Source organism: Gordonia metallireducens (genome assembly GCF_021245825.1).
Taxonomy (GTDB): domain Bacteria; phylum Actinomycetota; class Actinomycetes; order Mycobacteriales; family Mycobacteriaceae; genus Gordonia; species Gordonia namibiensis.
The window spans coordinates 78,238-102,056 of the sequence record NZ_JAJQJP010000022.1 but is presented as its reverse complement, the minus strand read 5'-3'; the positions used below and the strand labels follow the sequence as shown (position 1 = coordinate 102,056).

Genomic DNA, 23,819 nt, shown 5'->3' with positions numbered 1-23,819 from the left:
CAGGGTTAAKGCCCCCTACAGACCATGGGGTTGATAGGCCAGAACTGTACGCACAGCAATGTGTTCAGGTGACTGGTACTAATCGGCCGAGGACTTACCAACAACACCCACACACCACAGAAACCCGTTTTTCTGGTGTGTTCGCATCCACTATGACACTTCTGAAACAACACACAAACAAACAAATGACCTGTTTGTTGGTTGTTTTATAGAGTTACGGCGGCCATAGCGGAGGGGAAACGCCCGGCCCCATTCCGAACCCGGAAGCTAAGCCCTCCAGCGCCAATGGTACTGCACCTTAATCAGTGTGGGAGAGTAGGACACCGCCGAACACAATTTCAGAAGGGCCCCGTATTCGATGATTTCTTTCGTCGAATACGGGGCTTTTCTCGTTCGCGCACGTCGTATCGACGTGGCCGGCGATGCTTCCCATCAAGGTTCAAGGGCATAGATTGGCAGCTATGAGTGATCGTGATCGTCCGCGTCGTGACGGACGTGGTGAACGTGATACGCGAGATCAGCGGGAGTCGCGGGGCCAGGGTGGCCCCCGAGGTCAGCGGGGATCCCGCGGCCAGGGCGACTCCAACCGTGGTGATTCGAGTCGGGGCCGTCGCCCGGACCGTCCGGGGCGCGAGCGCGGCGACGGTGGTCGCCGGCAGCAGGGGCCGCCGCTGCCCGATGACGTCAACGCCTCGGACCTGGATCCCGAAGTCCGTCGCGACCTCCTGACCCTCGACAAGGCGAATGCCGAGATCGTCGCCAAACACCTGGTGATGGTTTCGCGGCTGCTGCTCGAAGAGCCGGCCCTCGCCCTCGAACATGCTCGCGCCGCACGGGGCCGTGCGTCTCGTGTGGGCGTGGTCCGGGAGACCACCGGTATCGCCGCCTACAACGCCGGTGAGTGGCAGGAGTCCGCCACCGAGCTGCGTGCTGCCCGTCGTATCACCGGTAACAATGCTCTGCTGCCCCTCATCGCCGACTGTGAGCGCGGGCTCGGACGTCCAGAACGCGCCGTCGAGATCGCCCGTGGCGACGAAGGTCGATCACTGACCGGTGAGGACGCCACCGAGATGCGGATCGTCGAAGCCGGCGCACGGATCGACCTCGGTGAGCCGGAGAAGGCGGTCGTCACCCTGCAGGCCGAGAACCTCAAGCCGGGCCAGGTGGGAACCGGGCCCGCACGCCTCTACTACGCCTACGCGTCGGCGCTGTACGCGTCCGGTCGTCGCGATGAGGCCATCACCTGGTTCATGAACGCGGCAGCCGCGGACATCGACGATGTGACCGACGCCGAGTTCCGCCTGACCGAGCTCGCGAACGACGACGCCCCCGTCGGAAACGACGAGCCCCCTGTCGACGGTGTGGATGTTCTGTCCGACAGCGCGGTGTCTGAGGTTCCGCCGGCAGCCGAGCCGGCAACGCCGGAGCCCGGCACGGCAGAGCCTGTCACCGCCGAACCCGCGCCGGCAGAGTCGATCGCGACTCCGGAGCCGGTGACTGCACCCGAACCGGTTGCTGCACCTGAGCCGGTCACTCCCGCACCGGTTTCTGCACCTGAGCCGGTTACTTCTGCGCCGGTTTCTTCACCGGAGCCCGCCGACACGATCGACAGTCTGGAAGGGACCGCCGATCTGTCGGCGACGTCGAGCTACGTCGACGAGGGCAGTACCGGGTCGCAGGCACTCGTCGATAAATACGACGCGCTGCTGCTGGATCTCGACGGGACCGTCTTCGCGGGCCATCAAGCGCTGCCGAACGCGGTCGACACCCTCGACCGGCTCGACATCCCGCGCTTCTTCGTGACCAACAACGCGAGTCGTCGGCCCGCCGAGGTCGCGGCACATCTCCGTGATCTCGGCTTCGACGCCACCGACGACCTCGTCGTCACCAGTGCGCAGTCGGGAGCGCGGTTGCTGTCCGAGCATCTCCCGCCGGGATCGCGGGCGCTGGTCATCGGCACCGACGGTCTGGCGCAGGAGGTCCGCGAGGTCGGCATCGGTGTCACGCGAAGCGCCGACGACCGTCCCGCAGCCGTCATCCAGGGCCACTCGACCGAGACCGGCTGGGCGCAGCTGTCCGAGGCTGCGTTGGCGATACGTGCCGGTGCCCTCTGGGTGGCGACCAATGTCGACGCCACCCTGCCGTCCGAGCGCGGTCTGCTGGTCGGCAACGGCTCGATGGTCGCCGCGTTGCGCAACGCCACCGGCAAGGAGCCGCTCGTCGCGGGCAAGCCCGCCGCCCCGCTGATGGCAGACGCCATCGCCCGTGCGGCGGCGAATTCGCCGCTCGTCGTCGGAGACCGTCTCGACACCGACATCGAGGGCGCACACGCCGTCGGCATCGAGAGCGCACTCGTCCTGACGGGCGTCAGCACCGTCACCGACCTGCTGGCCGCACCGCCGGAACAGCGGCCCACCTACGTCATCGACGATCTGGCCGGTGTGTTCGACGACATCGACGCGGTTCGCGTGGCCGACCAGCCCGGGTGGACCGTGATCGTGGACGCATCCACCGTGACGGTCTCCGGCTCGGGTGACGAGATCGGTCTCGTCCCTGCCCTGGCAGCTGCCACCTGGGCCGCGGTCGACACGGGTACCGCCGATCCGGAGGAACTGCGGATCCGTGCCGAGGGCACGGCGCGGGACAAGCTGGCGTCGCTGGGTGTCACCCTCGTCGGCTAGCGTGGTCCACGATGACTTATCCGAGTGACGAGAGCAGTCGTTCGGACCTGAGCAGCGGTCCGACACCGAGCAGCATGGCGCCCCGACCCGGTCCGGGCGCCATGCCGCGTCGCCAGTACGACCCGATGGCGGCGCTACACGACGCCCCGTCGTCGGGCGCGGACACCGAGATCGATCTGCCCGACGTCGAGGCCACGGTCTCGGAGCTTCTCGCGCAGGTCGACGAACTCCGGGAGTCCGTCGGGGACACCTTTTCGCTCGCAGCGCTCGAGCGCCAGGCGAACCTCCTCGAGCAGGCCCACGACGCGCTCACCGCGGCGCTCGACGCGGTGGACCGCCGATGATCCGGCTCCGGACGCGGCGCTGACGATGGCGACCAGAGCACGACTCGACGCGGAACTCGTCCGGCGCGGCCTGGCCCGATCCCGGGAGCAGGCACGCGAACTCGTCGATGCCGGCGTCGTGAAGGTCAACGGAACGGTGGCGGCCAAGGCCGCGACCGGTGTCACCCGGGACACCCCGATCGTCGTGGTGGAGACACCGAAGGACGACTGGGCGTCACGCGGCGCCCACAAACTGCTCGGTGCTCTCGAGGCGTTCGAGCCACAGGGGCTGACCCTGGCAGGTCGCCGGTGCCTCGACGCAGGTGCTTCGACCGGAGGGTTCACCGACGTTCTGCTGCGTCGCGATGTCCGAGAGGTCGTCGCCGTGGATGTCGGCTACGGACAACTCATCTGGCGTCTGCAGAACGACGATCGCGTACACGTGCACGACCGCACAAACGTCCGGCACCTCGAACCGGGCACGATCGGCGGCCCGGTCGACGTCGTGGTCGCCGACCTGTCCTTCATCTCGTTGGGACTCGTCCTGCCGGCTTTCGCTCGGTGCGCGGTGCCGGGTGCCGATCTGCTGCCCATGGTCAAGCCGCAGTTCGAGGTGGGGAAGGACCGCGTCGGTTCGGGTGGCGTCGTGCGTGATCCCGCTCTGCGTGCCGAGGCCGTGTTGGGTGTGGCGACAGAGGCGGCCGCGCTCGGGCTCGAGACCCGTGGTGTGGTGGCCAGTCCGCTGCCGGGCCCGTCGGGAAACGTCGAGTTCTTCCTCTGGCTGCGCAAGGAGCACGGTGGCCGGGCGGGCGAGGAGTCGGGGGAGAGCGATAGGGTCGACCCGTCGGCCTCGACCGACGAACTCCGCTCCATGATCGAGCGTGCGGTCGCGGAGGGGCCGAGCTGATCGGTGGATCCGCCGGCGCCCGCTCATCTCGTTCCTGCTCGACCACACACGTCCGACCACACTTCTCTGGGAGGGAACCACCAGTGACCGACGATTCGGTAGCCGAGTCCGCCGGTGCCCGCGAGTTCTTGGTGGTCGCCCACACCGGACGCGAGAACGTCCTCGAGACGATCGAGGCCATCGCCCGCCACTGCGGTGCCGCCGGTGTCGCGCTGCGCGTCGTCGACCACGACACCCTCGACCGTGACGCCCCCGATCACGACGTGATCTACCGCAACCGCGACGACAAGCAGTCGCGGCCCGGGAACGTGCCCGTCGATCCCGAGTACCTCCGGTCCCTGGGCGCTGTCGTCGAGGTGACCACCGCCGAGTCCGCGTCGGCCGAGGGATGTGAGCTCGTCATCGTCCTCGGTGGTGACGGCACCTTCCTCCGTGCCGCCGAGCTGGCATGTCCGGCGGGGGTGCCCGTCCTGGGCATCAACCTCGGGCACATCGGTTTCCTGGCGGAGTCGGAGGCGCACAAGGTCGACGAGGTGATGGCTCAGCTCATCGCCCGCGACTACCGCATCGAACCGCGGATGACCCTCGAGATCGACATCGTCGACCCGGCCGACCCCGACCCGCCGACGGCGAGCAGTTGGGCGCTCAACGAGGTCGCGATCCTCAACACCAGCAAGAACGGTGTGCTCGAACTCGTCACCGAGGTCGACGGCCGACCGGTGTCGGCATTCGGCGCCGACGGCGTGCTGGTCGCGACCCCGACCGGGTCGACGGCCTATGCATTCTCCGCGGGCGGCCCGGTGATGTGGCCCGACCTCGAAGCGATTCTCGTGGTGCCCAACAACGCACACGCGCTGTTCGCGCGGCCCATGGTGACGAGCCCGCGGTCGCGCATCGCGGTGGAAGTGGACAAGAACGGACGCTCGGCGGTGGCGCTGTGCGACGGCCGTCGGGCACTCGACGTGCCGGCCGGCGCCCGCGTCGAGGTCGTACGCAGCGATCGTTCGGTGAACTGGATCCGGATCGACTCCGATCCCTTCGCCGACCGGCTCGTCACCAAGTTCGCCCTCCCGGTCACGGGATGGCGAGGGAGGCAGGCATAGGGGTGCTCGAAGAACTGTCGATCACCGGACTCGGTGTCATCGAGGAGGCGCAGGCGCGTTTCCATCCGGGCTTCACGGTGCTGACCGGCGAGACCGGCGCGGGCAAGACGATGATTGTCACCAGCCTGCACCTGTTGTCGGGTGCGCGTGCCGACGCGACCCGCGTCCGAACGGGTAGTGCCAAGGCGATCGTCGAAGGCCGCTTCCGGCTGGCGAACGCCGAGGGCGTGCAGAAGGATCCGGTGGTCGCCGACATCCTCGACTCCACCGGAGCCGAACTCGACGACGACGACACCGTGATCGCGGTGCGCTCGGTCAGCGCCGACGGACGCTCCCGCGCTCACCTGGGTGGCCGCTCGGTGCCCGTGGGGGTGATGGGTCAACTCACCACCGCGGTCCTGGCCATCCACGGCCAGAACGATCAGTTGCGCCTGCTGCGTCCGGAGCATCAGCGTGCCGCGCTCGACACGTTCGGCGGATCGAAGGCCGCGTCCGCGCTCGAGGTCTACCGCAAGGCACGAACAGCGTGGGTCGACATCCTCGACGAACTCGATGCCCGTCGTGCCAACTACCGCGAGCTCGCCCAGGAAGCCGACCGGCTCCGCTTCGGCATCGACGAGATCACCGCGGTCGACCCGCTCCCGGGCGAGGACGAGGAACTCACCGCCACGATCCGGCGCCTGTCCGACCTCGAGTCGATCCGCGGGGCCGCCGATCAGGCCCACCACATCGTCGCCGGCGACTCGGGATCGTCGGTCATCGAGGGACTGGGCTCGGTGCGCACGCTCCTCGAGGGCGCCGCCGACGACACCCTGCGAGGACTGGTGCCACGCGTCTCCGAGGCGCTCACCGTCATCACCGACGTCGGTGCCGAACTGACCGCGTTCACCTCGAGCCTCCCGGCGGATGCCGACGAACTCGACAAACTGCTGGCACGCCAGGCCGAACTGAAGTCCCTGGTGCGCAAGTACGCACCCGACGTCGACGGCGTCATCGACTGGCGGCACAAGGCACAGGCCCGGCTCGCCGAGATCGAGGACCCGCGGGCGTCGATCGAGGAGCTCGAGTCCGCGGCCGCAGCGGCGCTGGAGAAGGTCGAGGCCGCCGCGGCCAAACTGCACACGCTGCGCGTCAAGGCGGCGTCGTCGATGGCGGACAAGGTGTCCAAGGAGCTGAAGGGCCTCGCCATGGGCGACTCGGCCCTGGCGGTCTCCGTCAGCCCCGAACCCGCCTCGCCCGAGGACCGGCTCGCGATCACGGTCGACGGGACCCGCGCCCACGCCGGGGCCGACGGCGCCGACAAGGTGGAGTTCGCGCTCGTCGCGCACCCCGGGGCCACGCCGCTCCCGATCGCGAAGTCGGCGTCGGGCGGCGAGCTGTCACGCGTGATGCTCGCACTGGAGGTCGTGCTCGCCGCGCCGACCTCCGGTTCGGTCATGGTGTTCGACGAGGTCGACGCCGGTGTCGGCGGTCGTGCGGCAGTGGAGATCGGCAAGCGCCTGTCGAGGCTGGCCCGAGCCCATCAGGTCATCGTCGTCACGCATTTGCCGCAAGTCGCGGCGTTCGCCGACAACCACCTCGTGATCGGCAAGTCCAAGAAGGGTGCGCTGGTCACCAGCAGCGTGCGGACCCTCGACCGCGACGAGCGTGTCGCCGAGCTCGCACGCATGCTCGCCGGCCTGGGGGAGTCCGACACCGGACGCGCCCACGCCGAGGAACTGCTTGCGACCGCGGAGGCGGAGCGGGCCGCGCACTGACCTCGGACGGGCTGGTGCCCGTGTTACTTGTGTGACAAAAGTTTCTCGTGTTACGGCGCGCCTCCCGGGCTCCGTCGTGTGTTCGGTCAATCATTGCGGACATGAAGATGCCTGCACTGCTCGCGCGTAACACCGAAGAACTGCCTGGCGTGACCGGTATCGCCAGGATCGACAAGAACACCAAGCGGCTGCTCAGTCGGGTCGGCCCGGGTGACATCGCCATCCTCGACGAGGTCGATCTCGACCGCGTCACCGCCGACGCCCTCGTCGAGGCCAACGTCGTCGCGGTGGTCAACGCCTCCCGCTCGATCACCGGCCGCTACCCGAACCTCGGTCCGGAGGTGCTCGTCGCCTCGGGCATCGTGCTGCTCGACGATGTGGGCCCGGAGATCTTCAAGCGCGTCAAGGACGGCGCCAAGGTGCGCGTCCACGACGACCGTCTGTTCGTCGGTGAGCGTCGTCTGGCCCTGGGCACCGAGCTCGACGAGCGCGACATCGCCGACATCATGATCGGCGCCAAGGCAGGCCTCGTCGATCACCTGGAAGCCTTCTCGGGCAACACGATCGAGTTCATCCGCAGCGAGTCCCCGCTGTTGATCGACGGTGTCGGCGTGCCGGACATCGACGTCGACCTCGCCGGCCGGCACGTCATCATCGTCGGCGAAGGCGCCGACCGTGCCGCAGATCTGCGCGCGCTCAAGCCGTTCATCAAGGAGTACCAGCCGGTGATGGTCGGCGTCGGTACCGGCGCGGACACCCTGACGAAGGCCGGCTACAAGCCCGCGATCATCGTCGGCGATCCGGAGAACATCAAGACCCCGACACTGAAATCCGGTGCGCAGCTGGTCCTTCCGGCCGACACCGACGGTCACGCCGCGGGACTCGAGCGCATCCAGGATCTCGGCATCGGTGCGACCACCTTCCCCGCAGCCGGTTCCGCGGAAGACCTCGCTCTGCTGCTGACCGACTACCACGGTGCCGACCTGATCGTCACCGTCGGCTACCCCGGCACGCTCGACGACTTCTTCGACCGTTCGCGCCGGGAGAGCAACCCGTCGATGTTCCTGACCCGACTCAAGGTCGGCCAGAAGCTCGTCGATGCGAAAGCCGTTGCGACCCTGTACCGCAGCCGCGTCTCCGGTGCCGCGATCGCCTGTGTCGTCCTGGCTGCACTCGTCGCGGTGATCGCGGCGCTGCTGCTGTCGAACACCGGCACCGACGTCACCGATTGGATCGTCACGCAGTGGAATGCGCTGCTCGACTGGGCACGAGAGGTCTGGAACCGATAGGCGATGATTTCGCTACGACAACATGCGATCTCACTGGTCGCGGTATTCCTGGCATTGGCGCTCGGACTGTTCCTCGGCTCGGGGTTCGTCGGTGATCGCGTGAACTCGATGACCGGCACCAGCCGGGACCGCATCGGTGATCTCGAGGAGCAGCGCGACGACCTCAACGCGAAACTGAATGCGGCCAACAGCTTCGACCTCGCGATCGGGCCGCGGCTCATCGCCAACACCCTGCGCGGACAGTCGGTTCTGGTGGTGACCGCGCCGAATGCGGCCGAGGCCGACGTCGACGCCGTGAAGGAGAACATCTCGGGCGCCGGCGCGCGGTTCGCCGGTCAGATCGCGCTGTCGGAGTCTCTTCTCAGCGACCAGAACGCCGAGCAGCTGCGCACCATCGTCGACCAGACGATCCCGCCGGGAGCGATCCTGCGAGCCGAGCTGACCGATTCGGGCAGCCGGGCCGGTGATCTGCTCGGAACGCTGGTGCTGTCCGGGAAATCGACCCGCCCCGCGTCGTCCACGGACCGTCGGACCGGGCTTGCCGCGCTGCGCGACGGCGGATTCATCGACTACGCCAACAACGCCGTCACGCCCGCCGATCTGATGGTCGTGGTGACCGGCGACGAGTTCGGACCCGAATCGGGCGCCCAGGGCGCGCTCGTGGCACGCCTGGCCGCCGCGGCATCCGTGCGTGGTGTCGGAGGGGTTCTCGTCGGTCGTACCGGATCGGCGAACGGCGGCTCGCCGATCGCCGTGGTCCGGGCCGATCCGTCGCTGGCCAACGCCGTGTCCACCGTCGACAACGTCGACCAGCCGACCGGCCTGATCACCACCGTCCTGGCGCTCGCCGCCGAGGGCAAGGGTGCGACCGGGTCGTACGGAACCGGCGCCGGGGCCACCGCGGTCACCGTCGGGGCCGACGGCAAGCCGGCTGCCTGACCGCGTCGGAACCGCCACAATCCAGCCGACTCCGCCATCGGAGTGAGTACCGCCACGCCGCGCCCGGGTGTGGCGGTACGGCGTGGCGGCACAGTGGTGTTACCCTGGAGTCCCGTAGGTAATCAGGGCATCCGCTCCGATTCGGCCGACGGGAGACACGCTTTTGCGACCTTTGCGACACGTTCACGACACCAAGCACATATTCGTCACTGGTGGCGTCGCTTCTTCACTGGGTAAGGGCCTCACGGCCTCGAGCCTGGGTCAACTTCTCACCTCTCGAGGCCTGCGGGTCACGATGCAGAAGCTCGATCCCTATCTGAATGTCGATCCCGGCACGATGAATCCGTTCCAGCACGGAGAAGTCTTCGTGACCGAGGACGGCGCCGAGACCGACCTCGACGTCGGGCATTACGAGCGCTTCCTGGACCGCAACCTCTCGCAGTCGGCGAATGTGACCACGGGACAGGTGTATTCGACGGTCATCGCCAAGGAGCGACGCGGCGAGTACCTCGGTGAGACGGTGCAGGTCATCCCGCACATCACCGACGAACTCAAGGCCCGCGTGCTGGCCATGGGCGAGCCCGACGCCGACGGCGAGGTCCCGGACGTCGTCATCACCGAGATCGGTGGCACGGTCGGCGACATCGAGTCGCTGCCCTTCATCGAGGCCGCACGCCAGGTGCGCCACGAGGTGGGCCGCGACAACGTCTTCTTCCTGCACGTCTCGCTGGTGCCGTACCTTGCGCCGTCGGGTGAGCTGAAGACCAAGCCGACCCAGCACTCGGTCGCCGCGCTGCGCAACGTCGGTATCCAGCCCGACGCGCTGATCCTGCGCTGCGACCGCGACGTGCCCGAGGGGCTCAAGAAGAAGATCGCGCTGATGTGCGACGTCGAGCTCGACGGCGTGATCTCCACCCCCGACGCACCGTCGATCTACGACATCCCCAAGGTGCTCCACAACGAGCACCTCGACGCCTACGTCGTCCGCAAGCTCGGGCTGCCGTTCCGCGATGTCGACTGGACGGTCTGGGGCGAGCTGCTCCATCGCGTCCACGAGCCGCGCGAGACGGTGCGGGTCGCGTTGGTCGGCAAGTACGTCGACCTGCCCGACGCCTACCTGTCGGTCACCGAGGCCATCCGTGCCGGCGGTTTCGCCTGGAAGGCGCGCACCGAGATCAAGTGGGTGCCGTCGGATGACTGCGACACCCCGGCGGGTGCGCAGGCCGCCCTCGGCGACGTCGACGCGATCCTGATCCCCGGCGGCTTCGGCATCCGCGGCATCGAGGGCAAGGTCGGCGCGATCTCGTACGCCCGGCGCCGCGGCATCCCGCTGCTCGGTCTGTGCCTGGGCCTGCAGTGCGTCGTCATCGAGGCCGCCCGCTCGGTCGGTCTCGACGAGGCCAGCTCGACGGAATTCGATCCCGACACCCCGCATCCGGTCATCTCGACCATGGCCGACCAGGCCGACGCGGTCGCCGGCGAGGCGGACCTGGGCGGCACGATGCGCCTCGGCGCCTACGACGCCGTCCTGAAGGCGGGTTCGGTCGTGGCCGAGTCGTACGGCTCCCGTGAGGTGTCCGAGCGTCACCGTCACCGCTTCGAGGTGAACAACGCCTACCGCGACAAGATCGCCGATTCGGGTCTGGTGTTCTCGGGCACCTCGCCCGACGGGCACCTCGTCGAGTTCGTCGAGTACCCGAAGTCGGTGCATCCGTTCTTCGTCGCCACCCAGGCGCACCCGGAGCTCAAGAGCCGGCCGACGCGCCCGCATCCGCTGTTCCGCTCGTTCATCGAGGCCGCACTGAAATACAAGGCGGCCGAACGGCTTCCGGTGGATCTCGGTGACGATTACGAGTCGAACGACGCGCCGGCCGACACCGTCGCGGCGGTCAACGACGTCACCGTCGAACCGGTCGCCGGGATCGACCAGACCGGCGCCGAGGGCTGACCGGGTTGGGCGGCCACGAGTTCGACGTCAAGAGCACCCGCACCGTCTACGACGGGGCGATCATCACGCTGCGCGTCGACGAGGTGGCCATGCCCGGCGGTCGCGTCGCGGAGCGGGAGGTCGTCGAGCATTTCGGTGCGGTGGCGATCCTCGCCCGCGACGAGAACGGCCGCGTCGCCATGGTGCGGCAGTACCGCCACCCGATCGGCCGGCGCCTTCTGGAGCTGCCCGCCGGTCTGCTCGACCAGGACGGTGAGGCGCCACTGACGGCGGCGCAGCGCGAACTGGCCGAGGAGGCCGACCTGGCCGCCGACACCTGGCACGTCCTGGTCGACCTGGCGTCGTCCCCGGGATTCTCCGACGAAGCGCTCCGGCTCTACCTCGCCGAGGGCCTCCATCACCTCGACGAGGCGGAGCGCGTCGACGAGGAAGCCGACATGACGGTGGAGTGGGTGTCCCTCGACGACGCGGTCGCGATGGTGCTGTCCGGGGAGATCGTGAACGCCACGAGCGTCGCGGGCATCCTGGCCGCCTCGGCGGCGGATCGGACGGGAATCGCGCTGCGGGACGTCGACGCGCCATGGACCGACGAACCGACTGCGCTGCGCGATCGCCGGCGCTCGTGAGCTCGTCAGTCGTGGGTCGCCTGTGACGATCGCCGCCGACATCTCGCGCTTCCTCGACCATCTCACCGTCGAGCGGGGTGCGGCGGCCAACACCGTCTCGTCGTACCGCCGGGACCTCGAGCGGTACCGGCGGTACCTCGAGTCGCGCGACATCGAGTCGACCGACGCCGTCACCGAGGAGGACGTCCGGGAGTTCCTCGTCGACCTGCGACGTGGTGATCCGGACGCCGGGTACACGCCGCTCGCCGACAGCTCGATCGCCCGAACCCTGGTCGCCACCCGGCGTTTCCACAAGTTCGCGGTGGAGGAGGGGATCGTCGCGACCGATGTCGCGCATGCGGTCCGCCCGCCTCGTCCGGCGCGGCGCCTGCCCAAGTCGCTGCCGGTGGAGGAGGTGCTGGCGATCCTCGAGGCCGCCGGCGCCGAAGACCATCCCCGCGCTCTGCGCGACCGTGCCCTGCTGGAATTCCTCTACAGCTGCGGGGCCCGCATCTCCGAGGCGACCTCACTCGACATCGACGACCTCGACCTCGACACCCGGGCCGTGCGTCTGCGGGGCAAGGGCGGAAAGGAACGTCTCGTCCCGCTCGGCGGGCCGGCGATCGACGCCATCGACGCCTACCTGGTCCGCGGTCGTCCTGCGCTGGTGTCGAAGGCGACCCCGGCACTGTTCCTCAACGCCCGGGGCGGGCGACTCTCGCGGCAGTCGGCGTGGCAGGTGCTGGTCACCGCCGCCGAACGGGCTGGGCTGGACAAGGCCGTTTCCCCGCACACCCTGCGGCACAGCTTCGCGACGCACCTGCTCGACGGCGGAGCCGACGTCCGCGTCGTCCAGGAACTCCTCGGACATGCGTCGGTGACCACCACGCAGGTCTACACACTCGTGACGGTGAACACGATGCGTGAGGTCTATGCCGTCGCACATCCGCGTGCCCGCTGACCGCGCGCCGACCGCGGGAGAACGTCCGCCATGTCCTAGGCTGATACGAGTCGTCGACCAGGGACCGGCATCCGCCGCCCGGGCCGACACGCATCGGACACCGAAGAGTGAAGGGAGCGGCGGGCACGTGACCACTCCGAGCGCACCGCGGTCTGGCACCCGCCTCGAGTGTTCGGGGACGTGGTCGTGACCTCCGCGGGGGACCAGTACAGCATCCAGGTCTCACCGGGTCATGACGCCGACGAGGTCGACCACCACGCGGCCGACGAGATCGGCCCCACCGGACGGCCCTATCGCGAGGTTCCCGAACCGCGACCCCTCGACCGTCACGGTCCGGCGACCGTCATCGCGGTCTGCAATCAGAAGGGCGGGGTCGGCAAGACCACCTCGACCATCAACCTCGGCGCCGCGCTCGCCGAGTACGGCCGTCGCGTCCTGCTCGTCGACCTCGACCCGCAGGGTGCGTTGTCGGCGGGTCTGGGTGTGCCCCACCACGAACTCGAGCAGACGGTCTACAACCTCCTCGTCCCGCCGCAGGTGGCGACCGACGACGTGCTCATGCGTACGCGCGTCGATGGACTCGACCTGCTGCCCAGCAACATCGACCTCTCGGCCGCGGAGATCCAGCTCGTCACCGAGGTGGGTCGCGAACAGTCCCTGGGCCGTGCGCTGCACCCCGTCCTGGACCGCTACGACGTGGTGCTCATCGACTGCCAGCCGTCGCTGGGCCTCCTCACCGTGAACGCCCTCGCCTGCTCGGACACCGTGCTGATCCCCATGGAGTGTGAATACTTCTCGCTGCGCGGCCTGGCGCTGCTCACCGACACGATCAACAAGGTGCGCGACCGCCTCAACCCGCGCCTGGACCTCGGCGGCATCCTGGTGACCATGTTCGACGCCCGCACGCTGCACTCCCGCGAGGTGATGGCACGTGTCGTCGAGGTGTTCGGCGAGGCCGTCTACGACACCGTGATCTCCCGTACCGTCCGTTTCCCGGAGACGAGCGTCGCCGGTGAGCCGATCACGTCCTGGGCGCCCCGATCGGCCGGCGCGAAGGCGTATCGGGCGCTGGCGCGTGAGGTGATCGCGCGCAACCTCAAGGGCGCATGACCGTCGACACCGACCCGACTGTGTCCGATCCTTCTGTGTCCGATCCTTCTGCGCCCGAAGTGGAGGGACCCGAAGTGAAGGGACCCGAGGTGGACGGGCCCGGGGCGGCCGCTCCGATCGAGGTGTCGGAGCCGGCCGGTGATGCACCAGGGGAGCACGACGAGGCCGCCGAATCCGGTTTCCGCGTCAAGCTCCGCAACTTCGAGGGCCCGTTCGACCTGCTGCTGAACCTGATCTCGCAGCATCGGCTCGACGTCACCGAGGTCGCGCTCCACGAGGTGACCGACGACTTCATCGCCTATACCCGTGAAATGGGTCCCGAAATGGGGCTCGACCAGACCACCGAGTTCCTCGTCGTGGCGGCCACGCTGCTCGACCTCAAGGCGGCACGGTTGCTGCCGTCGGGCGAGGTCGACGACCCCGAGGACCTCGCACTCCTCGAAGCCCGCGACCTGCTGTTCGCGCGATTGCTGCAGTACCGCGCCTACAAGCAGGTGGCGCAGCTGTTCGGGGAGCTGGAAGCCGCTGCACTGCAACGCTATCCGCGTGCGGTCTCCCTGGAGCAGCGGTTCGAGGACCTGCTGCCGGAGGTCACACTCGGCGTCGATGCCGACGGTTTCGTGCAGGTCGCCGCGACGGCGCTGACCCCTCGGCCGGTGCCGACCGTCGGACTCGACCATCTCCACGACGTGCAGTCGGTGTCCGTGCCGGGCCAGGCGCGTCGGATGGCCGCGCTGCTCAGCGCATCGACCGGCGAATGGGTCACGTTCCGCGTGCTGACCGCCGACTGTGAGACCGGCCTCGAGATAGTCGGCAGCTTCCTCGGGTTGCTCGAGCTCTACCGCGAGGCGGCCATCACCTTCGAACAACCCGAGGCTCTCGGCGATCTCGCGGTCATGTGGACCGGCGAACGCCAGATCGACGACCTGCGCATCGACAAGGCAGAGGATTACGGATGACCGACGGACCGATCGACGACGCCGACGACGTGAACGACGAGGCGGTAGCGGACGCGGACGAGGTGGACGCTTATGAGTCGGGCGCGGTACCCGAGGCCGTCCCGGCAGAAGATGCCTCGAGCGATCCCGGCCCGGCCGATCCCGAACAGACGGCGCTGACGGGGGAGGACGAGGTCGAGGTCCTCGACGATGCGACACTGCGGGCGGCGCTGGAGGCCGTGCTGCTCGTCGTCGACACCCCGGTGACCACCGAGGAACTGGCCAACGCCGTCGACCAGGACCGGTCCCGGGTGCGCGACATGCTCAACGCGATGTCGTCCGAGCTCACCGCGGCGCGCAGCGGCATCGACCTGCGGTTCGCCGGCGACGGCTGGCGGTTCTACACCCGCGCGGACTACGCGCCGTACGTCGAGCGATTGCTCCTCGACGGGGCACGGTCGAAGCTGACGCGCGCGGCACTGGAGACCCTGGCGGTGATCGCCTACCGGCAACCGGTGACCCGCGCGCGGGTCAGCGCAATCCGCGGGGTGAACGTCGACGGCGTGATCCGGACCCTGGTCGCCCGTGGCCTGATCAACGAGGTCGGCCAGGACCCGCAGACCAACGCCACGACCTATGCGACCACCGAGCTGTTCCTCGAACGACTCGGCCTCGCATCGCTGTCGGAACTGCCCGATCTGGCGCCCCTGCTACCCGACGTCGACCTCATCGACAGCCTCGACGACGAGCTGCTGTCGGATCCCCGATTCGCCAAACTGTCGCCTCAGGCGTCAGACTCGAAGGTACTGGTCACCGACGGTGACCTGAACGATGACTAGATCCGCACGGATCTGACGAACACAGGATTGAGAACAATGGCTTCCGCTGGCCGAGATGGCTCACCGGGAAAACGCCGTAAGGGCGCCCCCGCACAGCAACCGCGAACGAAGAAGACGCACCGCAAGGGGTCGTCGAAACCCAATGCCGACGTCGGGAAGATCCGGCTCAACAACGCCCGGCCCGCACGCCACCAGGTGGCACCGGACCAGGTGAGCGGCAACGGGCCGGAATTCGTCGCAGACGGTGTCCGACTCCAGAAGGTCCTCGCCCAGGCCGGTGTGGCCTCGCGCCGCGGCGCCGAGGAGATGATCGCCGCCGGACGCGTGAAGGTCGACGGCAAGGTCGTCACCGAGCAGGGTCTGCGCATCAACCCCGACACCGCCATCATCCACGTCGACGATGCGCGCGTGATCATGGACGAGACCAAGCAGTACCTCGCCTTCAACAAGCCCAAGGGCTGGCAGTCGACCATGGCCGACGACCAGGGACGCCCGTGCGTCGGTGACGTGGTCGCCGAACGCGTGATGGCCGGGCAGCGCCTGTTCCACGTCGGCCGGCTCGACGCCGACACCGAGGGCCTGCTGCTCCTGACCAACGACGGCGAGCTGGCCCACCGGCTGATGCACCCGTCGTTCGAGGTGCCCAAGACCTACCTCGCGACCCTGAAGGGTGAGGTGCCGCGTGGCATCGCCCGTCACCTCCGCGAGGGCATCGAGCTCGAGGACGGCCCGGTCAAGGTCGACAAGTTCACCGTCATCGAGGTCCACGAGGGACAGTCGCTGGTGCGGATCACGCTGCACGAGGGACGTAACCGCATCGTGCGCCGAATGATGGACGAGGTCGGCTTCCCGGTCACGAAACTCGTTCGCACCCATGTGGGTACGGTCGCGCTGGGGGAGCAGCGGCCCGGTAGCCTGCGTGTCCTCGGCAACGACGAGGTCGGCGGCCTGTACAAGGCGGTCGGACTGTGACCGCTGGCACGACGCGCGTCGTCGCGATCGACGGGCCGGCCGGTACGGGCAAGTCGTCGGTGTCGAAGCTGCTCGCCGACAAGGTCGGCGCCAGCTACCTCGACACCGGTGCGATGTACCGCGCGGTGACCCTGGCGGTTCTCGACGCCGGTGTCGCCCTTGACGATCCGGCCGGTATCGCCCGGGTCGTCGACGCGGTCGACATCGAGCTGATCCCCAACGGCGACGGGTCGTCGACGGTGCTGCTCGACGGCCGCGACGTGTCCGGCCCCATCCGGACCGACCACGTCACCAGTGCGGTGTCCGCGGTGTCCGCGGTTCCCGAGGTGCGCACCAAACTCGTTGCGCTGCAACGGCAAAACGCGCAGGGACGCTTCGTGGTGGTCGAGGGTCGCGACATCGGGACCGTGGTGTTCCCAGCGGCCGACGTCAAGATCTTCCTGACCGCGACGCCGGAGGCCCGAGCCGACCGGCGGCACAAGCAGAACCTGGCCGCGGGACGCGACAGCGATTACGCAGCGGTCCTCGACAGCGTGAACCGTCGCGATCATCTGGATTCGACGCGCGCGGTGTCGCCGCTGCGTGCCGCCGACGACGCCGTCGTCGTCGACACCAGTGACAAAACCCTCATGGAGGTGCTCGACGAACTGAGCGGCCTCGTCGAGACCCGGATCGGAGTATCAGAACGGTGAGCGACAACTTCGAGACCGACCTGGCGGCGTTGCCCGGCGACGGCATCTGGTCGGACGAATCCGACTGGCAGCTGGCCGATGTCGAGGGCGCCGACGGCGCCGCCGAGGTCGAACACATGCCGGTGCTGGCGATCGTCGGACGCCCCAACGTGGGCAAGTCCACCCTCGTCAACCGCATCCTCGGCCGGCGCGAAGCCGTCGTCGAGGACATCCCGGGCGTCACGCGCGACCGCGTGTCGTACTCGGCGAGCTGGTCCGGACGCAGCTTCACCGTCGTCGACACCGGCGGCTGGGAGCCCGATGCGAAGGGCCTGCAGCAGGCCGTCGCGGCGCAGGCCGAACTCGCGATGCGGACCGCTGATGCGATCGTCGTGGTCGTCGACGCAACGGTCGGTGCCACCGCGACCGACGAGGCCGTGGCGCGCGTTCTGCGCCGGTCCAAGACGCCGGTGATCCTGTGCGCCAACAAGGTCGACAGCGAGCGCATGGAGGCCGACACGGCCGCCCTGTGGTCGCTGGGACTCGGTGAGCCCCATCCGGTGTCGGCGGCGCACGGCCGCGGTGCCGGTGACCTGCTCGACGTCATCCTGGAGAAGCTGCCGGCGACTCCGCGTGAGGCGCCCGTGCTGGGCGGCCCGCGTCGTGTGGCGCTGGTCGGCAAGCCGAACGTGGGCAAGAGTTCGCTGCTGAACAAGCTGGCCGGCACCGAGCGTTCGGTGGTGGACAACGTCGCCGGGACCACCGTCGACCCCGTCGACGAGATCGTCGAACTGGGCGGCAAGGTCTGGAACTTCGTCGACACCGCCGGTCTGCGCCGCAAGGTGCGCACCGCAAGCGGTCACGAGTACTACGCGTCGCTGCGCACGCGGGCAGCCCTCGACGCCGCCGAGGTGGCGATCCTGCTGATCGATGCCTCGCAACCGATCACCGAGCAGGACCTGCGGGTGCTCTCGCTGATCATCGAGAGCGGTCGCGCTCTGGTCATCGCCTTCAACAAGTGGGATCTGGTCGACGAGGATCGTCGCTACCAGCTCGACAAGGAGATCGACCGTGAGCTCGCCCGCGTGCCGTGGGCGCGTCGGGTGAACATCTCGGCGTCGACCGGTCGTTCGGTGCAGAAGCTGGTGCCCGCGATGGAGAGCGCGCTCGACGCGTGGGACAAGCGCATCTCGACCGGACCGCTGAACAGCTGGCTCAAGGACGTCATCGCGGCCAACCCGCCGCCCCTGCGTGGCGGTCGTCAGCCGCGCGTGATGTTCGCGACCCAGGCGTCGGTGCGTCCGCCGACCTTCGTGCTTTTCACCACGGGCTTCCTCGAAGCCGGCTACCGCCGCTTCCTGGAGCGTCGTCTGCGCGAGGAGTTCAACTTCGACGGTTCGCCGGTGCGCATCAACGTGCGTGTCCGCGACAAGCGGGAGCAGCGCCGCAAGCGCTGACCGCCGCCGCCGGCACAAACCCACCCCTTTTCGGCAAACCCACCCCTCGCCGGGTGGTGAATCTGCCGAAAAAGGGTGGGTTTGTGCATTCCTGGTGCGGTTGTGACGGTTGTGGGAGGCGCTGTGAGATACTGCCTCTCGTGCTCATCTTGGCAATCATCGTCTTCGGAATGGTCATCGGTGCCCTCGCTCAGCTCATCATCGGTGGCAAGAACATGTGGAGCATCGACTGGGGTCTGGCGCTCGTCGCCGGCGTCGTCGGCTCCTTCATCGGCGGGTTGCTGATCAGCCTGATCACCGGTCACGGCATCGAGATCCACCCCAGCGGCATCATCGGTTCGCTCGTCGGCGCCCTGATCGTCACCGGCGGCTGGATCTGGTTCAAGAAGCGTTCCACGACCAATTGACCGGCGACAGCCGACGAGTCGGGGAACACCCCTTCTGACCAGGCGATTGGTACAGGACAGCACTCGTCGGCTAGTCTTTAATCCGCCCGCTCCGGTGGGCAGTCGGAAGACCGAGAGGTCCAAAGACAACGGGCTGTGGCGCAGTTTGGTAGCGCACTTGACTGGGGGTCAAGTGGTCGCAGGTTCAAATCCTGTCAGCCCGACAGAATGGCCAGCACAATGTGCTGGCCATTGTTGTATCTACTCCCAGCCGTCAGCGATGTTCCAGCTCCCCGAACCGGGCGAGCAACCGGTCAATCGCGCTGCAGTCCTGGAGGAATCGCCGGCGCTCGGGATCTGCGGCCACGTCGCGCAGCATCTGATCTGCGTCCGGGATTTGCTCTGCGGCCAGGATTGCCGACCACACAGCCCCGTCGGTGGCGGTGAACGCGTCGACGCCGTCGCGCAGCGCTCGCGCCAGAAAGCTTCGGTCTTCGGCATCGAGTTTGTCGTGGACCGCGGCGATCATCTCGATGGCCACCGAGGCGTGGGCGCGCTCGTCGCGGCGGTGGAGCGCGATGGTGGCCTGGTGTACCGGCTGGATCGTCCGGTCCCCGGCGATCAGGCTCAGGTAGTCCGCGATCGAGGTCTCCGCGACCGTCGCGAACGCCAGCGTGGTCAGGGCCGCTTCTCGTGGAGACTCTGCCTGTGTGCGCGCCTCCCGATGTCGCCGCACCGTCGACGACTCCGGCAACGTCACGTCCGGCAACGCCCAGCCGCGTCGACGCCGGGTCAGCGCGGACGCATTCAGGTGCATCAGCGTGTGGTACTCCTCGTCGACCATCGACTGCACCACCGCTGCCCGGTCCGCATCCGAGAAGCCGGTGCCGAACACGTCCCGGAACAGCAGCCCGAATCCGGGTGTCACGACGTCCTGTTCGATGTCGACAACGTTTCTGTTGTACGCGATCCACGCCCATGCCAGGATCCGGGCCCGGACGTCCTCGTCGAGCTGCTCCCAGGTCGGATGCCCCGCGAACGGGAGCAGCACCTCGGGATAGTCGTCGCGGGTGTCGTCGTAGAGGTCGTCCATCGTGGGGACGTCGAGTTCGGGTTCGGTGCGCCGCACCGTCGCCCGCCGCGGCCAGCTCCGCACCAGACCCTCGATGACCGCCGACTCCACCGGGTCGGACGCGTCGTGCTCGGGCAGGTGACCGGTCATCGTGACAGCCCCTCGAACATCTGCGCACACAGTCGCGCGTAGTCGTCTGCGTAACCGCCCAACGATCCACCCGCCTCGGTGAGCAATGCCGCGAAATCCTCGGTGTCGCCCGCGGACGCAGCGGACACCCGGGAGACCGCCCGCGCCAACGCCTCTCGCGCGGCGGGTGCACACGGGTTCGACGCCTGCACGTCCCGATACACCTCGGGTGTGCCGCCGGTGACCCGTGCCAGCAGTGCCGACATCGTCGCGAAGGGAGGTGTGGCCAGAGCGGCCGTTTCGTCGGCGTCGACCCCGAGGTCGGTGAGCGCGCACCCGAACGCCAGGATCGTCGCGTGGGTGAGGGCCTGCACCGCCGCACACACGTGGTCGTGCCGGTCCGCGGTCGTCATCTCAACCCGTGCGCCCCACCGTGCGAGGTCGTCGCGAAGGCGACCCGCACCAGGACCGTCCTGATGGACGACGACTGCAACCGTCCGGCCCGAAAGGCCCAGGGACGGCGCGAACATCGGGTTGATCCCGACGATCGGACCGCCCCCGTGGACGGCGTCCCCGGCGAGTTCGGCGACGGCGGAGGAGAACCGGGACTTCACCGAGAGCGTTTCCACCAGCAGCGCTGTCGGCCGCAACAGCGTGCTCATCGACTTCACGGCCGCCAACGCCACGTCCTCCGGGACCGCGAGGACGACCACGTCGGCCTCGCCCAACAGTGCGGATGCCTCCGGCCCAGGCGATCGGATATCGTCACCGCAGCGTGCGTCGAGCACGTGCACGGTGTCCCCGTCACCGCGCCACAGGTCCGCGAGCATCGTGCCGACCGCCCCCGCTCCGCCGGCCACGACCACCGACCGGGAGTCGGGTGTCGATGACGAGGTCACGGTTCGCTCTCGTCGGCGACGGACAGGCAGCGTCGCATCGACAGCGCCTTCACCATCGTCTCCTCGAACTCGTCCTCCGGGTCCGACAGCGCGACGATCGCACCCCCGACCCCGAAGGTCACCTCGGATTCGGTGGCCACCATGGTGCGGATCACGATCGACAGGTCGGCGGTCCCGGTCAGCGAGAAGTAGCCGATCGCCCCCGAATACACCCCTCGCGGACCGGCCTCGAGTTTGTCGATGATCTCCATCGTGCGGATCTTCGGCGCGCCGGTCATCGAACCGCCCGGGAACGCCGCCCGCACACAGTCCACCGCGGACACTCCTTCGCGCAACGTCCCACGCACCGTCGACACCAATTGGTGCACCGGCGAATAGGTTTCGACGTCGAACAGCGACGGCACGTGCACGGAGCCGGGTTCGCAGACCCGCGACAGGTCGTTGCGGACGAGGTCGACGATCATCAGATTCTCCGACCGGTCCTTCTCGCTGTGGCGCAGGTCGTGCTGAAACCCTTCGTCCTGCACGGGATCCGCCGACCGTGGCCGGGTGCCCTTGATCGGCTTCGACTCCACCGTGCGATCGGCACCCACCTTCAGGAACCGTTCGGGGGACGCGCTGAGCACCGACAACCCCGAGAACTGGAGCAGGGCGCTGTAGGGCATCGGGCTGATCTCGCGGAGGCAGGAGTAGCCGGAGACCGGGTCGAGGCTGCGGTGCACGGTCGCAGAATTGGTCAGGCACACCTCGTACGACTCTCCGGACCGGATCTCCGCCAAACACTGTTCGACGAGCCTCAGGTAGGTCGGGTGGTCGTGCCGGAACAGGATCGGCACCTCGTGCGACTCCTGGACCAGCGGGGGAGCGGGCACGACAGGTTCGGAGGCATGGTCCTGCAGCTCTCGGATGGCCGACGCCGTCTCGCGCAACCACCGAGCCGTCGCCGGGTCCGCGGTGCCGGGCTCCGCGGCGTCGACCGGTTCGAGGGCGAGGAGATAGGCGCACCCGCATTCGTGATCGATCACGACGGCCCGATCCGCGAAGACCAGTGCCGCATCCGCCTGTTCCGACGCGTGCGCCAACTGGCCGCCGGTGTCCGCCTTGAGTTCGTAGCCGAGATAACCGACGTAGCCGAGGCAGAACCCGAACGGCAGATCCGGCCGGGGCGCCACCGACCGCTCCCGCAACCGCGCGTCGAGATAGTCGAAGAAGGTGCTACGGATCTCCTCCCCGGAGCCATTCGAATGTTCGACGCGCACAGTCATTTCGGGGACCCGGTAGGTCACGTACTCGGCGCGCGGGCCCGAGCAGTCACCCATCACCGAGAACCGGCTCGCCGCTTCGGTCGCCGCCGACCCGTCGAGCCAGAAGCTGTTCGGTGCGTCGGCGAACAGACGCTCGTACACCGCTGATGGGTCGACGACCCGGTCGACCCGCTCCGAGCGCACCCGGAAGTCGTGTGTCGGCTCCAGCGGTGCCGGCTGCGCCACGGAGGTGGTTCTCGACGTCAGAGGGCGCGGTCGCCGCGCCCGCTCAGGCGTGGCCGCAGCGAAATTCGACAGCAGTTCGCGCCCGTACTCGGTGCAGATCGACTCCGGGTGGAACTGCACCCCCCACAACGGGAGTTCCCGGTGGCGCACCGCCATCAGTACGCCGTCGTCCGACCACGCCTGGGCCTCCAACTCGTCCGGGACCTCACGGACCGCCAGCGAGTGGTATCGCACCGCCCGGAACGGGGAGGGCAGACCCGCGAACAGGCCTTGGCCGTCGTGGTGCACCTCGCTGATCCGTCCGTGCCGAGGCTCCGGAGCCGAGACCACCGGACTGCCGAACAGGTGACACAAGCCTTGATGTCCCAGGCACACTCCGAGTACGGGAAGTCCGCTGTCGGTCAGGGCCCGTTCACTGATCCCGAAGTCGCGGGCGCAGTCCGGGCGCCCCGGGCCGGGGGAGACCACCACGTTGTCGAATGCCTTGAGGTTCACCGACGACCACGGCGCATCGTTGGCGACGACCACCGGCTCCTGGCCGTTGACCTCCGTCAACAGGGCGAAGAGGTTGTAGGTGAACGAGTCGTAGTTGTCGATCAGCAGTGTGCGCACCGCGTCCACCTCAGCCCACGCTGGTGTCGGTGGTGCCGCCCGCGGCTGTCGGCCGGACGAGGACGCGATCGCGACCCTCGTGGTCGACCGGAACGCCGTGCGTCCGCAGTTCGTCGGTCGCCACGATGAGATCCTCCACCCGGCAGGTCTCCGAGATGAGCAGGTCGTAGAGGTCGTGCAGGAACTGTGGGGAGAGTCCGTGATCGAGGGCGTAACGGTGGGCGCGATCGTGCACCGCTCCGACGCGACGCGGCTGCATCACGGGAATGGCGTGGCGCTCTTTGAGATACGCGATGCGGGTGCAGACCTCGATCCGGGCGCGGACATCGTCGAGCAACCGATTGTCGATCTTGTCCAATTCCGCACGGAAGGTCGCGAGTTCACGCTCACCGGGGTTGCCCTCGGTGATCATCTGACCGTTGTTGTCCGTCGATTCGTTCACCGCTCGACCACCTTGCACTGTCCGAAGGAAAGTGCGGCCCGCCGACTTGAACCGCTGGAAACGCGACGCGGGCCCGAACTGACACTGCGCCCGGTCCGCGCTCGCGAACCGCAACCCCCGACTCGGTCCATGGTCGCACCGACCATGCGCACCACGAGGGCGTAAGCGTCACCGGGAGATCACAATTCGCCAACGACCGCGCCGTCACCGTCATCCGTTCGGATGGTCGTGCGTCCGGTTTTTCGCACTTGTGGCTTCACGTTTCCGTCTGCCCGGCGGCCGGGGCAAC

21 protein-coding genes, 1 tRNA gene and 2 rRNA genes are annotated in these 23,819 nt (G+C 68.3%); 20 read left to right on the top strand and 4 right to left on the bottom strand.

What is annotated here, in order from left to right:
• The 20 genes from LQD00_RS07405 to LQD00_RS07310 form a co-directional block, all read left to right on the top strand.
• A 23S ribosomal RNA gene (locus LQD00_RS07405) occupies positions 1-102 on the top strand; the annotation flags it as partial.
• A gap of 113 nt (positions 103-215) precedes the next feature.
• Positions 216-332 (top strand): 5S ribosomal RNA (gene rrf / locus LQD00_RS07400).
• Between the two features lie 129 nt (positions 333-461).
• Positions 462-2,681 carry an HAD-IIA family hydrolase gene (locus tag LQD00_RS07395; RefSeq protein ID WP_232716469.1) on the top strand — a complete coding sequence of 740 codons (2,220 nt, stop codon included), beginning with the start codon at positions 462-464 and terminating at the stop codon, positions 2,679-2,681.
• A gap of 11 nt (positions 2,682-2,692) precedes the next feature.
• Positions 2,693-3,025, top strand: a complete 333-nt coding sequence (locus tag LQD00_RS07390; RefSeq protein ID WP_232716467.1) for a hypothetical protein — start codon at positions 2,693-2,695, stop codon at positions 3,023-3,025.
• A 25-nt stretch (positions 3,026-3,050) separates the two neighbouring features.
• Positions 3,051-3,911 (top strand): TlyA family RNA methyltransferase, encoded by an 861-nt coding sequence (locus tag LQD00_RS07385; RefSeq protein ID WP_232716465.1) that lies wholly within the window; start codon positions 3,051-3,053, stop codon positions 3,909-3,911.
• An 83-nt stretch (positions 3,912-3,994) separates the two neighbouring features.
• Positions 3,995-5,014: an NAD kinase gene (locus tag LQD00_RS07380; RefSeq protein WP_232716464.1), complete on the top strand. Its 1,020-nt coding sequence runs from the start codon at positions 3,995-3,997 to the stop codon at positions 5,012-5,014.
• A 2-nt stretch (positions 5,015-5,016) separates the two neighbouring features.
• Positions 5,017-6,771 carry a DNA repair protein RecN gene (gene recN, locus LQD00_RS07375; protein ID WP_232716462.1) on the top strand — a complete coding sequence of 585 codons (1,755 nt, stop codon included), beginning with the start codon at positions 5,017-5,019 and terminating at the stop codon, positions 6,769-6,771.
• A gap of 101 nt (positions 6,772-6,872) precedes the next feature.
• Complete coding sequence (gene steA, locus LQD00_RS07370; protein ID WP_154884069.1) at positions 6,873-8,060, top strand: putative cytokinetic ring protein SteA; 1,188 nt, start codon at positions 6,873-6,875, stop codon at positions 8,058-8,060.
• A 3-nt stretch (positions 8,061-8,063) separates the two neighbouring features.
• Positions 8,064-8,999, top strand: a complete 936-nt coding sequence (locus LQD00_RS07365) for a copper transporter (RefSeq protein WP_232716460.1) — start codon at positions 8,064-8,066, stop codon at positions 8,997-8,999.
• Positions 9,000-9,162: 163 nt separating this feature from the next.
• Entirely contained in the window at positions 9,163-10,947 is a 1,785-nt protein-coding gene (locus LQD00_RS07360; RefSeq protein WP_083876356.1) for a CTP synthase, read from the top strand.
• 5 nt (positions 10,948-10,952) lie between these two features.
• A complete protein-coding gene (locus tag LQD00_RS07355; protein WP_232716458.1) occupies positions 10,953-11,573 on the top strand; it encodes an NUDIX domain-containing protein in 621 nt (206 codons plus the stop codon).
• A gap of 22 nt (positions 11,574-11,595) precedes the next feature.
• The gene (gene xerD, locus LQD00_RS07350) at positions 11,596-12,513 is read left to right on the top strand and encodes a site-specific tyrosine recombinase XerD (RefSeq protein ID WP_232716457.1); all 918 of its coding nucleotides are present in this window, start codon (positions 11,596-11,598) and stop codon (positions 12,511-12,513) included.
• 168 nt (positions 12,514-12,681) lie between these two features.
• Complete coding sequence (locus LQD00_RS07345) at positions 12,682-13,623, top strand: ParA family protein (RefSeq protein WP_232716456.1); 942 nt, start codon at positions 12,682-12,684, stop codon at positions 13,621-13,623.
• On the top strand, positions 13,620-14,582 hold the full coding sequence (locus LQD00_RS07340; protein ID WP_232716455.1) for a segregation and condensation protein A: 963 nt from the start codon (positions 13,620-13,622) through the stop codon (positions 14,580-14,582). Before LQD00_RS07345 ends, LQD00_RS07340 begins: the two co-directional genes overlap by 4 nt.
• Entirely contained in the window at positions 14,579-15,400 is an 822-nt protein-coding gene (scpB, locus tag LQD00_RS07335; protein ID WP_232716454.1) for an SMC-Scp complex subunit ScpB, read from the top strand. The genes LQD00_RS07340 and scpB overlap by 4 nt, the downstream gene beginning before the upstream one ends.
• Positions 15,401-15,436: 36 nt before the next feature.
• A complete protein-coding gene (locus LQD00_RS07330; protein WP_232716453.1) occupies positions 15,437-16,372 on the top strand; it encodes a pseudouridine synthase in 936 nt (311 codons plus the stop codon).
• Positions 16,369-17,064 (top strand): (d)CMP kinase, encoded by a 696-nt coding sequence (cmk, locus tag LQD00_RS07325; protein ID WP_035752244.1) that lies wholly within the window; start codon positions 16,369-16,371, stop codon positions 17,062-17,064. Before LQD00_RS07330 ends, cmk begins: the two co-directional genes overlap by 4 nt.
• Positions 17,061-18,500 (top strand): ribosome biogenesis GTPase Der, encoded by a 1,440-nt coding sequence (der, locus tag LQD00_RS07320; RefSeq protein WP_232716452.1) that lies wholly within the window; start codon positions 17,061-17,063, stop codon positions 18,498-18,500. The genes cmk and der overlap by 4 nt, the downstream gene beginning before the upstream one ends.
• A gap of 140 nt (positions 18,501-18,640) precedes the next feature.
• Complete coding sequence (locus LQD00_RS07315) at positions 18,641-18,907, top strand: GlsB/YeaQ/YmgE family stress response membrane protein (RefSeq protein WP_232716451.1); 267 nt, start codon at positions 18,641-18,643, stop codon at positions 18,905-18,907.
• Positions 18,908-19,036: 129 nt separating this feature from the next.
• A tRNA-Pro gene (locus LQD00_RS07310) sits at positions 19,037-19,110 on the top strand.
• Between the two features lie 50 nt (positions 19,111-19,160).
• Here LQD00_RS07310 and LQD00_RS07305 read toward each other — a convergent pair.
• From LQD00_RS07305 to LQD00_RS07290, 4 genes are read right to left on the bottom strand one after another with little or no spacing between them, the layout of a single operon-like run.
• Entirely contained in the window at positions 19,161-20,108 is a 948-nt protein-coding gene (locus LQD00_RS07305; RefSeq protein WP_232716449.1) for a diiron oxygenase, read from the bottom strand.
• Positions 20,105-20,986: a prephenate dehydrogenase/arogenate dehydrogenase family protein gene (locus LQD00_RS07300; protein ID WP_232716447.1), complete on the bottom strand. Its 882-nt coding sequence runs from the start codon at positions 20,984-20,986 to the stop codon at positions 20,105-20,107. Before LQD00_RS07300 ends, LQD00_RS07305 begins: the two co-directional genes overlap by 4 nt.
• Complete coding sequence (gene pabB / locus LQD00_RS07295; RefSeq protein ID WP_232716445.1) at positions 20,983-23,097, bottom strand: aminodeoxychorismate synthase component I; 2,115 nt, start codon at positions 23,095-23,097, stop codon at positions 20,983-20,985. The genes LQD00_RS07300 and pabB overlap by 4 nt, the downstream gene beginning before the upstream one ends.
• A 1-nt stretch (position 23,098) precedes the next feature.
• Entirely contained in the window at positions 23,099-23,530 is a 432-nt protein-coding gene (locus LQD00_RS07290; RefSeq protein WP_232716443.1) for a chorismate mutase family protein, read from the bottom strand.
• Positions 23,531-23,819: the final 289 nt, after the last annotated feature.